This is a genomic window from Marinobacter sp. R17 (assembly GCF_003789045.1).
GTDB classification, from domain to species: Bacteria; Pseudomonadota; Gammaproteobacteria; order Pseudomonadales; family Oleiphilaceae; genus Marinobacter_A; species Marinobacter_A mangrovi.
Genome location: NZ_RHGZ01000007.1, coordinates 38,802 through 51,222 on the forward strand (window position 1 = coordinate 38,802; position 12,421 = coordinate 51,222).

Annotated in this window: 10 protein-coding genes; 4 read left to right on the plus strand and 6 right to left on the minus strand. The window is 60.5% G+C overall.

Annotated features, from left to right (window positions below):
- Window positions 1-22 precede the first annotated feature (22 nt).
- Together EB809_RS07100 and rplQ are read left to right on the plus strand one after the other, a co-directional pair.
- Window positions 23-1,027 carry a DNA-directed RNA polymerase subunit alpha gene (locus tag EB809_RS07100; RefSeq protein WP_123634119.1) on the plus strand — a complete coding sequence of 335 codons (1,005 nt, stop codon included), beginning with the start codon at window positions 23-25 and terminating at the stop codon, window positions 1,025-1,027.
- Window positions 1,028-1,064: 37 nt separating this feature from the next.
- The gene (gene rplQ / locus EB809_RS07105; protein WP_123634120.1) at window positions 1,065-1,460 is read left to right on the plus strand and encodes a 50S ribosomal protein L17; all 396 of its coding nucleotides are present in this window, start codon (window positions 1,065-1,067) and stop codon (window positions 1,458-1,460) included.
- 96 nt (window positions 1,461-1,556) lie between these two features.
- Here the strand turns inward: rplQ and uvrA are convergent, their stop codons facing one another.
- The 3 genes from uvrA to pomA form a co-directional block, all read right to left on the minus strand.
- Window positions 1,557-4,424 (minus strand): excinuclease ABC subunit UvrA, encoded by a 2,868-nt coding sequence (uvrA, locus tag EB809_RS07110; protein ID WP_123634121.1) that lies wholly within the window; start codon window positions 4,422-4,424, stop codon window positions 1,557-1,559.
- Window positions 4,425-4,548: 124 nt separating this feature from the next.
- Window positions 4,549-5,457, minus strand: a complete 909-nt coding sequence (locus tag EB809_RS07115) for a flagellar motor protein MotB (RefSeq protein WP_123634122.1) — start codon at window positions 5,455-5,457, stop codon at window positions 4,549-4,551.
- Window positions 5,458-5,470: 13 nt separating this feature from the next.
- A complete protein-coding gene (gene pomA, locus EB809_RS07120) occupies window positions 5,471-6,244 on the minus strand; it encodes a flagellar motor protein PomA (RefSeq protein ID WP_123634123.1) in 774 nt (257 codons plus the stop codon).
- Between the two features lie 508 nt (window positions 6,245-6,752).
- Between pomA and EB809_RS07125 the strand changes: the two genes are divergently transcribed.
- Both EB809_RS07125 and ssb read left to right on the plus strand, forming a co-directional pair.
- On the plus strand, window positions 6,753-8,198 hold the full coding sequence (locus EB809_RS07125; protein ID WP_123634124.1) for an MFS transporter: 1,446 nt from the start codon (window positions 6,753-6,755) through the stop codon (window positions 8,196-8,198).
- A 68-nt stretch (window positions 8,199-8,266) separates the two neighbouring features.
- On the plus strand, window positions 8,267-8,797 hold the full coding sequence (gene ssb, locus EB809_RS07130) for a single-stranded DNA-binding protein (protein WP_123634125.1): 531 nt from the start codon (window positions 8,267-8,269) through the stop codon (window positions 8,795-8,797).
- Between the two features lie 63 nt (window positions 8,798-8,860).
- On the opposite strand, the gene glnG is transcribed toward ssb, so the two are convergent.
- The 3 genes from glnG to EB809_RS07145 form a co-directional block, all read right to left on the minus strand.
- Window positions 8,861-10,294: a nitrogen regulation protein NR(I) gene (gene glnG, locus EB809_RS07135; protein WP_123634126.1), complete on the minus strand. Its 1,434-nt coding sequence runs from the start codon at window positions 10,292-10,294 to the stop codon at window positions 8,861-8,863.
- Window positions 10,291-11,361, minus strand: a complete 1,071-nt coding sequence (glnL, locus tag EB809_RS07140; RefSeq protein ID WP_123634127.1) for a nitrogen regulation protein NR(II) — start codon at window positions 11,359-11,361, stop codon at window positions 10,291-10,293. Before glnL ends, glnG begins: the two co-directional genes overlap by 4 nt.
- 418 nt (window positions 11,362-11,779) lie before the next feature.
- Window positions 11,780-12,313: a DUF4124 domain-containing protein gene (locus EB809_RS07145; RefSeq protein WP_123634128.1), complete on the minus strand. Its 534-nt coding sequence runs from the start codon at window positions 12,311-12,313 to the stop codon at window positions 11,780-11,782.
- Between the last annotated feature and the right edge of the window lie 108 nt (window positions 12,314-12,421).

Sequence of the window (12,421 nt, forward strand, 5' to 3'; positions counted from 1 at the left end):
ACGAGAGCAGATAGGGGCGTCTATGCAGCGTTCAGTACATGAGTTATTGACACCTCGTACCATCGACGTAAAAGAATTGGGCAAGACGCACGCCAAGGTCACGCTGGAGCCGCTTGAGCGCGGTTTCGGCCACACCCTGGGCAGTGCACTGCGCCGCATCCTCTTGTCGTCCATGCCGGGCTGCGCCATCACTGAGGCGCAGATCGACGGTGTGCTGCATGAGTACAGCGCAATTGAGGGTGTCCAGGAAGACGTTATCGGGATTCTGCTGAATCTCAAAGGCGTTGCCGTCAAGATGGGTAGCCGCGACGAAGCTGAGCTGTCAGTCAGCAAGAAGGGCCCTGGTGTTGTAACCGCAGCTGATATTCAGCTGGATCACGATATCGAGATTGCCAACCCGGAGCACGTGATCTGTCACCTGAGTGAAAAGGGTGAACTGAACATGCGCCTGAAAGTGGCACGTGGTCGTGGTTATGAAGCCGCTGATCAGCGCGGTCTTGAAGATGACGAGACCCGTGCGATCGGGCGCCTTCAGCTGGACGCTACTTACAGCCCCGTGCGTCGCGTTTCCTACGCCGTAGAGAACGCGCGTGTCGAGCAGCGCACTGACCTGGACAAGCTGGTTATTGATCTGGAGACCAACGGTACGATCGACCCTGAAGAGGCGATCCGTCGTGCCGCGACCATTCTCCAGCAGCAGCTGGCTGTCTTCGTCGACTTCGATCATGAGAAGGAGCCTGAGCGTGTTGAGGAAGAGGAAGAAGTTGATCCGATCCTCCTGCGTCCGGTCGATGATCTGGAGTTGACTGTGCGTTCAGCGAACTGCCTGAAAGCTGAAAACATTTACTACATCGGCGATCTTATTCAGCGCACCGAAGTGGAGCTGCTGAAGACGCCTAACCTGGGTAAAAAGTCGCTCACCGAAATCAAGGACGTACTGGCCTCTCGTGGCCTGTCCCTGGGTATGCGACTGGACAACTGGCCGCCGGCTAGCCTTCGTGGCGATGACCGGGTCCTGGGCGGTTGATCGCCGTATTGGTAGTTTAAGGTAAGGAATCAGAGCAATGCGTCATCGTAAGAGTGGTCGTAAGTTCAGCAGGACCAGCGCGCATCGCAAGGCCATGTTCCGTAACATGACCGCGTCGCTGGTTGAGCATGAGTTGATCAAAACCACTCTGCCCAAGGCGAAAGAACTTCGCCGCGTGGCAGAGCCGTTGATCACACTGTCAAAAAACGATTCAGTTGCAAACCGTCGTCTGGCGTTCTCACGCCTGCGTGACGATGCAGCTGTTGCCAAACTGTTCAATGAACTGGGTCCGCGTTACAGCGAGCGCCCGGGTGGATATCTGCGCATTCTGAAGTGCGGTTTCCGTGCCGGCGATAACGCGCCTATGGCTTTCGTTGAGCTGGTTGGTCGTCCGCTGGACGTCGAAGCAGAAGAGATGGGCGACGACGACTAAGGTCGATTGTTTTGCCCAAAAAAACCGGAGCCAAGGCTCCGGTTTTTTTATGCCCGAGAAAAGCCTCTGTCGAGGCTCCACTCCGGTTGGATTTCCTCAGTCGGTTTCAGCCGGTTCGCGTTTGGTCGTTCCCTGGGGGCTTGGCTTCTTCAGCATGGGTTTGAGGTAGCGGCCGGTGTGGGAGCGCGGATTGTCTGCGACCTCCTCCGGCGTGCCTTCGGCAATGATCTCACCACCCCCAATGCCGCCTTCGGGACCCAGATCGACGATCCAGTCCGCTGTCTTGATGACATCCAGGTTGTGTTCGATGACCACGATGGTGTTGCCGTGGCCCCGCAGGCGCTGCAGTACGTTCAGCAGCTGCTGGATGTCATAGAAGTGGAGGCCGGTAGTAGGCTCGTCCAGGATATACAGCGTCTTGCCGGTATCGCGCTTGGACAGTTCCCGCGCGAGCTTGACCCGCTGGGCTTCACCGCCGGACAGGGTGACGGCAGACTGGCCCAGGCGAACGTAGGCGAGACCCACGTCGATCAGGGTTTGCAGCTTGCGCGCCAGGAACGGGACCGCATCGAAAAAGTCCCGCGCTTCCTCGACGGTCATCTCCAGGACTTCGTGAATGTTCTTGCCCTTGTACTGGACCTCCAGTGTCTCCCGGTTGTAACGCTTACCCTTACAGATATCGCAGGGCACGTAGATGTCCGGCAGGAAGTGCATCTCCACTTTGATCACCCCATCGCCCTGGCACGCCTCGCAGCGTCCTCCTTTCACGTTGAAGGAGAAACGGCCCGGTTTGTAGCCCCGGGAGCGGGCTTCCTGGGTGCCGGCGAAGAGTTCCCGGATGGGCGTAAACAGGCCGGTGTACGTGGCCGGGTTGGATCGTGGCGTGCGGCCGATCGGGCTCTGGTCGATGTCGATAACCTTGTCCAGCTGGTCGAGCCCTTCCAGTTTCTCGTAGGGGCCGTGGGACAGCGTGGTGGCCTTGTTGAGCCGGCTGGCCGCGACCGGGTAGAGCGTGCCGTTGATCAGGGTCGACTTGCCCGAGCCTGAAACCCCGGTGATGCAGGTCATCACGCCCAGAGGAAGGGTCAGGTTAGCGGACTTGAGGTTGTTGCCGGTGGCACCCAACAGGCGCAACGACTGGCCGGATCCCTTTTCCCGGGTTTGCGGTACGGCAATCTCACGCGTTCCGCTCAGGTACTGCCCCGTCAGCGACGCCTGACTCGCGATAATGTCGTCCGGCGTGCCTTCGGCGATGATTTCGCCACCATGCACCCCGGCACCGGGGCCGATGTCGATCACGTGATCGGCGGCCCGGATGGCGTCTTCGTCGTGTTCGACCACGATAACCGTATTACCGAGATCCCGCAGGTGGGTCAGGGTGGCCAGCAGACGGTCGTTGTCCCGCTGATGCAGGCCAATCGAGGGCTCATCGAGAATGTACATGACGCCCACCAGGCCGGCACCAATCTGGCTGGCCAGTCGGATGCGTTGGGCCTCCCCACCGGACAGGGTGTCGGCGCTGCGTTCCAGGGTGAGGTATTCCAGGCCGACATTCACCAGGAACTGCAGGCGCTGGCGAATCTCTTTCATGATTTTTTCGGCAATCTCGCCGCGGCGTCCCGGTAGCGCCAGGTTTTCGAAATAGTTGTACGCCTGGCCCACCGGCAGATAGGTAATGTCCGGCAGGTTGTGCTCGTCGATGAACACATGACGGGCGCTACGGCGCAGGCGTGATCCGCCACAGTCCTTGCACGGTTGCTGGCTCAGGTGTTTGGCCAGCTCTTCGCGCATGCTCTGGGATTCCGTCTCCCGGTATCGACGCTCCAGGTTGGGCAACACCCCTTCGAACGGGTGGGCCTTTTCCATGATGTGGCCCCGGGAGTTGACGTACTTGAAGGTGATCTCTTCCTTGCCGGAGCCGTGCAGCACGACATTGCGGAAGTCCTCCGGCAGGTCGACGAACGCCGTGTCCATATCCACGCCGTAGTGTTCGGCCACGCTATTCAACAACTGGAAGTAGTAGACGGCCCGGCGGTCCCAGCCGCGGATGGCGCCTTCGGCGAGGGTGGCCTCCGGGTGTTGGACGATCTTGTCCGGATCGAAAAACTGTTTGACGCCCAGGCCATCGCAAGTTGGGCAGGCGCCGGCTGGATTGTTGAAGGAGAACAGTCGCGGCTCCAGCTCGCTGAGAGAGTAGCCGCATTGGGTGCAGGCATAGAGGGCAGAGAACGTTTGATCCTCACCCTCGCTGTCCATGGGCGCAACCAGGGCGATGCCACTGGCCAGCTCCAGGGCCGTTTCAAAACTTTCTGCCAGGCGTTGCTCCAGACCGGGCTTCACCTTGAAGCGGTCCACCACGACTTCGATGGTGTGCTTGCGCTTCTTGTCGAGATCGGGGAGGTCGTCAATGTCGTAGACGCGCCCGTCCACCCGGGCCCGGATAAAGCCCTGGGCGCGGACGTTGTCGAATACCTGCAGGTGCTCACCTTTGCGGTCCCGGATCACCGGCGCCAGGATCATCAGTCGGCTGCCTTCCTCCATAGCGAGGACCTGGTCCACCATCTGGCTGACGGTTTGCGCTTCCAGCGGTTGGCCGTGATCGGGGCAGCGAGGCTCGCCGGCCCGCGCGAACAACAGACGCAGGTAGTCGTAGATCTCGGTGATAGTGCCGACGGTGGAGCGCGGGTTGTGGGAGGTCGACTTCTGCTCGATCGAAATGGCCGGTGACAGGCCTTCGATATGGTCGACGTCCGGCTTTTCCATCATCGACAGAAATTGACGGGCGTAGGTCGACAGGGACTCCACGTAACGGCGCTGGCCTTCGGCATAGAGCGTGTCGAACGCCAGTGAGGATTTGCCGGAGCCCGACAGCCCGGTGATCACGATCAGCTTGTCCCGGGGGATATCGAGATCGAAATTTTTCAGGTTGTGGGTGCGTGCGCCTCTGATCTGGATGGAATCCATGACACTCCTCGGACAGGAAATGGGTACGGCTTGTCGCCCGGAAATTCACCAGTATACCGCGTCAAACCGGGTGCGACGACGTGTTTGAATGCGACGTGTCGGTGTGGGCCTGAGGATGGCGGATCTACCAGTTCAGGTTGTCTTCCGGTGTCGTCTCTGCCGGGGTTCCCCGGTCTTGCGAAGGCTCGGCCAGATCCTGAAGGCGCACCTGCGTTTCGGCGTGGGATTCCGACAGGTCGATGATAATCTCTACGCGCCGGTTGAGGGCGCGGTTCATCGGGCTGGAGTTGGGGACGCGGGGTCGGGTGTCTGCAAAGCCCTGGACAGTGACCCGGTTGGCCTCGATACCGCCGCCTTTGATCAGCACATTGGCCACGGCCGCGGCGCGATCGGCCGAGAGGTTCCAGTTGGAGTCGTAGCGCGTGCTGTGGATCGGCACATCGTCGGTATGACCTTCGATGGTCAGTTCGCCCGGCGTGCCTTTCAGAACGTCGGCCATGCGATACAACATGTCTTCAAAGGAGTAGGTGAGCTGGGCCGAGCCGGAGGGAAAGGAACCCTTTTCCTCAATCCGGATGACGATGCGCTCATTTTCCTTTTTCAGATCCAGGCGACCTTCCTGCAGCTCGTCGCGCAGGACTTTCTTAAGTTGCTGGAACTGGTTGTCCACGGCCTGTTCGCGGGCTTCGGCGATTTTTGCCTCAACCTCCGACTGGGTGGTGTTGGTTTCCAGCTCGGGCTGGTCCGTTGTGGTTTGCTGGCGAACTTCATTGAGCACGGTGGGCTCGGGTTTGCCCGCGGAAAAGTGATCGAAGACCGGTGTCGTACCCTTGGGGATTTCCATGGCAGGCACGTCGCGCTGAACGCCAAACGCCTTGGACAGCTCGTCGGCGATCTGTTTGAACTTGTTGGCGTCGATTTCAGAGAACGACAGCAACAGCACAAAAAAGCACATGAGCAGCGACATCAGATCGGCAAACGTCACGACCCAGGCCGGCACGCCAGGCTGTTCCTCTTCGGGCAACTCGTCCATCGCTCGTCAACTCCTAGGACGCGGTTTCCGCTTCGCCGCTTTGCTCGCGCTTGGCCGGCGGCAGGTAGCTGGACAGCATCTGCTCGATGACCCGCGGATTGCGACCCTCCTGAATAGCGATCACGGCGTCGGTGATCAGCGCTTGCATGCGGGCCTCTTCGGTCATGCGAAGCTCGAGCTTGTCCGCGATCGGACTGGCAACCATGGTGGCCAGAACGGCCCCGTAGAGCGTGGTCAGCAGGGCGACGGCCATGGCGGGGCCGATGGATTTCGGATCCTCCATATTGGAAAGCATCTGCACCAGGCCCACAATGGTACCGATCATGCCCATAGCCGGGCCGACGTCGGCCATTGCCCTGAACACTTTGGCGCCCATCCGGTTGCGGTCGAGAGTCAGCAGGCGTTCTTTCTGCATCAGTTTTTCGATGGTTTCGGCCGGCTGGCTTTCCAGCAGGTACTGAGTGCCCTGGCGCAGAAACGTAGAACTGACCTCTTTTTCCTCAAGCGCCAGGACACCCTGTTTGCGCGCGACATTGGCGATATCGACGACTTCGTTGATGAGGTCTTCGGTGTCCGGCAATTTGAAGGAGAAAGCGCGGCTGGCCGCCTTGAAGGCGCCCAGAAACTGCCCGAAGCTGAATTTGGCCATGACGACGCACAGACTGCCGACGATCACGATCAGTACCGACGGCATGTTGAGAAACACTTCGCTCGACGCGCCGAGGACGATGGCAGAGCCAATAACGAGCATGGCGCCGACGAGGCCAAAGAGGGTCGCGAAATCCACAGCTGTCCCTATGAAGTTGAGTGTCGAGTAACGATCCGGCGTCGCCCTTTATTGTGCTGCACGAGCGATGTCGCCGGTAGGCCCGTCATGACTGCGGCGACGAGCCTCGATTGCTGGCTATATTACGCGGAGTTGCCGGCGGACTGAACGTTTCCCGCGTGCAAATGTCGGGGAATTTTGTCAGAGACCGTCATCTAACGTAATCGACTGTTGTCGCGAGCGCCAATCTAGTGTCCCGTCTGGTTAATTCGCTGACCTACTGCGTACCGCTGACGTCTCTGGCCAAGGCGCCAGCCCGCCGGTGTGGTGGTTCCACATCAAGGGTTGGCAACGCAGGTCCAGAGGCGTCAGCGGTGCGCCCTTCGGGAGCGCCTGAGCGCTTTGATCGCGGTGTTGCGTCAGCTCGATTTGGAGCCCCAAACCTTCGCTGCCGCGCCTTGCTCTCAAAGCGTTCAGGCGCTCAGTAGATCAGCGAATTAACCAGACGGGACACCAGTAATTGATCTGAGTGGCCTGTTGCCTCCTTCACGGGAAGGGCGTTTGGTACAATTATGCAACAATTTCCATTTTTACCGTTCAGAGTGACCGTTGTTCCATGAATTCACTTGAGAAACGATCCATTGCCGCCCTGGCTTCCGTGTATGCGATGCGGATGCTGGGGCTGTTCATGGTCTTGCCGGTATTCATGCTGTTGGGCGAAAAGCTCGACGGCGCCACCCCGGCATTACTGGGCCTGGCCATCGGCGCCTACGGCTTGAGCCAGGCTCTGCTGCAAATTCCCTTCGGGATGCTGTCCGATCGCCTGGGGCGCAAGCGGCTGATCTTTTTCGGCCTGCTCCTGTTTGCGGCCGGCAGCTTCATCGCCGGCTCTTCCGAGAGTGTCTACGGTGTGATTGCCGGGCGCGCATTGCAAGGCGGCGGGGCGATTGCCAGTGTCCTGATGGCGCTGCTCAGCGACCTGACCCGTGAAGAGAACCGCACCAAGGCGATGGCCCTGGTGGGCATGTCCATCGGCATTGCCTTTTCTGCGTCCCTGTTTATCGGGCCGCTGCTGGGCTCGGTGGCGGGGCTGTCGGGAATTTTCTACGTCACCGGCGTGCTGGCGCTGGTGGGTATCGGCCTGGTGTATTGGGTGGTGCCGTCACCGGCATCCCAGTCCCAGCACCTGGACACCCAGCCGGCCCGCGAAAAGCTCAAGCAGGTCCTGACGGACGGTCGTCTATTGCGGCTTGATTTTGGCATTGCGGCCCTGCACCTAGTGCTGACGTCCGCGTTTCTCGTGATTCCCGTCCTGCTGCGGGACCAGGTCGGACTGGCGCCGACCCATCACTGGTGGGTCTACCTGTCCGTTATGGCGGTGGCGTTCTTTGCGATGGTGCCGTTTATCATCATCGGCGAGAAGAAACGCATGATGAAACAGGTGCTCTGCGGCGCTGTGGCCACGCTGACCGTTTCGTGCATGGCACTGGCTGAATTGCCGCACACGTTGTCGGTCATGTGGATCTGCCTGTTCTTCTTCTTCATGGCGTTCAACCTGCTCGAGGCGAGCCTGCCATCGCTGATCAGCAAGGAATCACCGGCAGCGGCCAAGGGCACAGCCATGGGGGCGTATTCCACCTCCCAATTTCTGGGCGCCTTTGTCGGTGGGGCGCTGGGCGGCACGCTGTTGCAGCACTTCGGCGTGAACGGTGTGTTCGGTCTGATGGTGTCGGTCCTGGTGATCTGGCTGGGGCTGGCCATCACCATGAAGAGGCCGAGCCATACCTCCAGTTTCGTGGTACAGTTGGTCGACATTGACGGGCGTGGCGTTTCCGCGGTGGACCATGCGCTGAGAGGCATTGCCGGCGTCGAGGATGTGGTGATCCTGGCCGATGCCGGCGCGGCCTACCTCAAGGTGGATAAAGAGCAGTTCGATGCCGCCGATCTGGGGCAGTTCACCTTCGTCAGGCCCTGACGCAAACACTGAATTCAGACGGCCAGCCATGGAGGGCTGGCCACGACAGAGATTATTGGGAGTCGAGCATGGCAAGAGGCGTAAACAAGGTCATCCTGATCGGTAATCTGGGCAACGATCCGGAAACCCGTTACACCCCCAACGGAAACGCGGTGACCAACCTGAACCTGGCAACCGACGAGAGCTACAAGGACCGCCAGACCGGTCAGATGGTGCCCAAGACCGAATGGCACCGTGTGGTCATGTTCGGCAAGATCGCTGAAGTGGCCGGTCAGTACCTGCGCAAAGGGTCCAAGGTCTATATCGAAGGCAAGCTGCAGACCCGCAAGTGGCAGGGGCAGGATGGCCAGGATCGCTACACCACGGAAGTGGTGGTGGACATCAACGGCCAGATGCAGATGCTGGACAGCCGCGGTGGCGGCGATAACCAGGGCATGGGGGCGCCGTCTCGGCCGCAGCAGCAACCGCAACAACAGCCGCCGCAGAACTATGGCAACCAGGGCGGACAGGCGTCCGGTGGATACAGCCAGCCGCCGCAGAATCAGGGCGGTAGCATGCCGGAACCTGTGGACGACTTCGACGACGATATCCCGTTCTAGGGGACGTCCTGCCAGAACTGAGAAGGCCCGCCATTGGCGGGCCTTCTTGCATTTCGGGGCGCGTTAGTCCTCGTCGTCATCGCCCTGCGAATCCGCCATGCCCAGTTCCTTGATCTTGCGGGTCAGGGTATTCCGGCCCCAGCCCAGCAGGATCGCGGCATCCCGGCGGCGCCCGCCGGTGTGTTTGAGTGCGGTTTCGATCATCACCTGTTCGAATTCCGGCACGGCCACATCCAGGATGCCCTGTTTGCCCCGTTTGAGCTCCTGCTCGGCCCAGGCGCGCAGACCTTCCTGCCAGGTCTGGCCGGTCGGTGGTGTATCGGCCTGGTCCAGCAATTCCGGCGGCAGGTCGCTGACGTGGATTTCCCGGCCGCTGGCCATCACGGTCAGCCAGCGACAGGTGTTTTCCAGCTGGCGGACGTTGCCGGGCCAGGGCAGGGTGGTCAGGTATTCCTCGGCTTCCGGGCGCAGCAGCTTGGGCTCGACGGACAGCTCCTGGGCCGCCCGTTTCAGGAAGTGGCGCATCAGGCGCGGGATGTCTTCACGCCGTTCCGCCAGTTTGGGCAGGTGCACCCGGATCACGTTCAGGCGGTGGAACAGATCTTCCCGGAAGGTGCCGGCCTGGACCAGCTTTTCCAGATTCTGGTGCGTCGCGGCGATGATGCGAACGTCCACCTTGATGGGAGTGGTGCCACCGACCCGATAGAACTCGCCGTCGGCGAGGACGCGCAACAGGCGGGTCTGGGTATCGGCCGGCATATCACCGATCTCGTCCAGGAACAGGGTGCCGCCGTTGGATTGTTCAAAGCGCCCCTGACGCGCTGCACCGGCACCGGTAAACGCGCCTTTCTCGTGGCCGAACAGTTCCGATTCGATCAGGTCCTTGGGGATGGCCGCCATGTTCAGGGCGATGAACGGGTGGTTGGCCCGCGGGCTGTGGTTGTGCAGTGCCTGAGCGACCAGCTCTTTACCCGTGCCGCTTTCCCCGTTGATCAGAACGGTGATGTTGGAGTGGGACAGGCGGCCAATGGCGCGAAACACTTCCTGCATGGCCGGCGCTTCACCGATGATTTCGGTATGCCGGGTGCCGGCGTCGGCCTGGGGTTCGGTACTGGCCCGACGTTCACGGCTGTGATCGACCGCCCGCTTGACCAGTTCCACCGCGTCATCCACATCGAAGGGCTTGGGCAGGTATTCGAACGCCCCCGTCTGGTAACTGGCGACGGCGCTTTCCAGATCGGAGTGGGCCGTCATGATGATGACGGGGATGTCCGGGTGATCCTGAACGATCTGCGAAAGCAGTGCGATGCCATCGATACCCGGCATGCGGATGTCGCTGATGATGGCATCGGGCTGCTCCCGGTCGAGTCGCATCATGATGCCCTCGCCGCTCTCGAACACACGCGGTTGCATGTTGGCCTGCGTCAGGGCCCGTTCCAGGACCCAGCGAATACTCCGATCATCGTCAATTATCCAGACGTTGGCCGATTGGCTCATGCTTTCAGCTCCAGAGGCAGGAAAATGATGAAATCGGTCCAGCCGGGCGAACTCTCGCATTCCACGAGGCCCTGATGTTGACCGATGATGCTTTGCGTAATCGAAAGACCGAGGCCTGTTCCGTTGGCCCGGCCGCTGATCATGGGGTAGAAGACGTTCTGCAACAGGTCCTGTGGAATGCCCGGCCCGTTATCAATGATGTCGACGCGGCACACCAGCCGGTAACGGCGATGGCCGATGGTGAACTGGCGCAGCGCCCGGGTGCGGAATGTGATGCAGAGCGTTTCGTCATTGGTGTGATCGGCCGCCGCCTCCATGGCGTTGCGAGCCACGTTGAGGAAGGCCTGGATCAGCTGTTCCTTGTCGCCGGGGAACTCGGGCAGGCTGGGGTCGTAGTCGCGTTCCAGTTTAACGCGGCCCTTACTCTCGGCTTCCAGCAGCGTTCTCACCCGTTCCAGCACTTCATGGATATTGGTTGAGCTGAACTGGGGCGCCTTGTTGGGGCCGAGCATGCGGTCTACGAGTCCTCGCAGTCGATCCGCCTCGTCGATGATGACCCGGGTGTATTCCTTCTGACTCTCGTCGGCCAGTTCCCGGTCGAGCAATTGCGCCGCGCCACGGATACCGCCCAATGGGTTCTTGATCTCGTGGGCCATGCCGCGCACCAGGATTCGGGTGGTTTCCTGCTGGGAGAGCATGTCTTCCTCCCGCGTGATACGCAGCAAGCGGTCGCGCGGCTGCAGTTCCAGCAGGAGCGTTTCGGTATCGGCACCAATTTGGGACACGGAATAGTCCACCGTAAACCGGGAGCCCGAAAGTAGGGTGAATTCGGCTTCCCGCTTGGTGAAGGGTTGCCCGGTTCGGGACGCATCATTCAGCGTCTCGAAGGCCTCGGCGGAGCCAATAAACAAGTCGCCCAGGCGCGTGCCGACAATGCGCGAGCCGCTGGCTTCCAGCAGGTACTCCGCAGCGGCATTGATGTACAGAATGGTCAGATCCATATCCAGCACCAATGTGGCGGTGGTCAGGTGATCCAGGATCTGCCGGTAGACGATATCTCTAGACATGATGTCCCTCTTGTTCCGATACCTTGTCTGCAAAAAGCGAACCAGATGCGAACGTGCGGACAGCGAGCTGCGCCTTTTTGGTTAGCCCGTCGCCATTGAAGATAGATTCTGTGCCGTATTTCGGTGCCCCGCCGGTGGTGTTTGAGCGACACGGCCTCGCACCCGGGCCGGGTCCCGGCGCTGAAAACGCCGGCAACAGGGGCTTCAGGCACTTGTTATGCCGGGCAATTCCTGCGACGACGCCGAGGCGGCGGACGATGCCCACCATGACGGCAGCCGTGAGGCCGTTAGCCGGTTGGCCAGGATGCTGTCAGCGTATCGCCCTGCTTTTGAACGAAGGGTAGGTGCTTTTTGGTGCTTTCGCACTATTTTGGTGCAGCCCTCCGAGCCTTGTGGCTCGGAGGGCGCTAGGGAGGGGTTAATTCTGGACCGAGGGCCGGTGGATAGTGAACGTAATGGTCTGGCCTTCCTGGACGATGCTGCCGTCCTTGTCGACGATCCGGACCGACGCATTGTGGGTGCCGCGAAACACGTTGCTGATGGGGAACTGGCCTGAAGCGTTCTGCCCAATCGGCTGGCCATCGAGTGATACTTCAAACAGATCGCCGGGGCGCAGGCCCGGTTGGCTGGAGACGGCAAACGTCATATCGCCACTGCCGCTGTGGAAGGCGCTGTCGTTTTCCGGGGAATTAAACGCAACGCGGCTGTAGCGGGCCGACGCCTTCTGTTTGCTGCCTTCTTCCTTTTTCTGGCGCTCTTCAAACGCCTTGACCTGTTCGGCCTTGGGCAGGGTCACCGTAGTCACAGGCTTGACGTCCACGGGTTCTCCGCCTGATGAGGCCTCGTCGGTGTAGGTCACGTTGCCGTGCTCATCCACGCTCTTATAGACCTGGGCCTGGGCGCCGGTTGCCGCCAGGGCCAGGAGGCCAAATACAACCACAAGTTTCTTCACGGGGATCTCCCTGTTTTCTCTTTTATTCCCGATTATTGGCAGGCGGAGCGCTGCAATGCAACCGCCTCGCGGTGTTCCTTACGGGATTCTAATGTAGCGGCCGGCGGC

What these genes read in the sequence shown, in the direction of transcription:
- EB809_RS07115 (WP_123634122.1), bottom strand. Translation starts at nt 5,457, where the DNA reads ATGGACGAGTTGCCCGAAGAGGAACAGCCTGGCGTGCCGGCCTGGGTC.
- rplQ (WP_123634120.1), top strand. Translation starts at nt 1,065, where the DNA reads ATGCGTCATCGTAAGAGTGGTCGTAAGTTCAGCAGGACCAGCGCGCAT.
- glnL (WP_123634127.1), bottom strand. Translation starts at nt 11,361, where the DNA reads ATGTCTAGAGATATCGTCTACCGGCAGATCCTGGATCACCTGACCACC.
- EB809_RS07100 (WP_123634119.1), top strand. Translation starts at nt 23, where the DNA reads ATGCAGCGTTCAGTACATGAGTTATTGACACCTCGTACCATCGACGTA.
- ssb (WP_123634125.1), top strand. Translation starts at nt 8,267, where the DNA reads ATGGCAAGAGGCGTAAACAAGGTCATCCTGATCGGTAATCTGGGCAAC.
- uvrA (WP_123634121.1), bottom strand. Translation starts at nt 4,424, where the DNA reads ATGGATTCCATCCAGATCAGAGGCGCACGCACCCACAACCTGAAAAAT.
- glnG (WP_123634126.1), bottom strand. Translation starts at nt 10,294, where the DNA reads ATGAGCCAATCGGCCAACGTCTGGATAATTGACGATGATCGGAGTATT.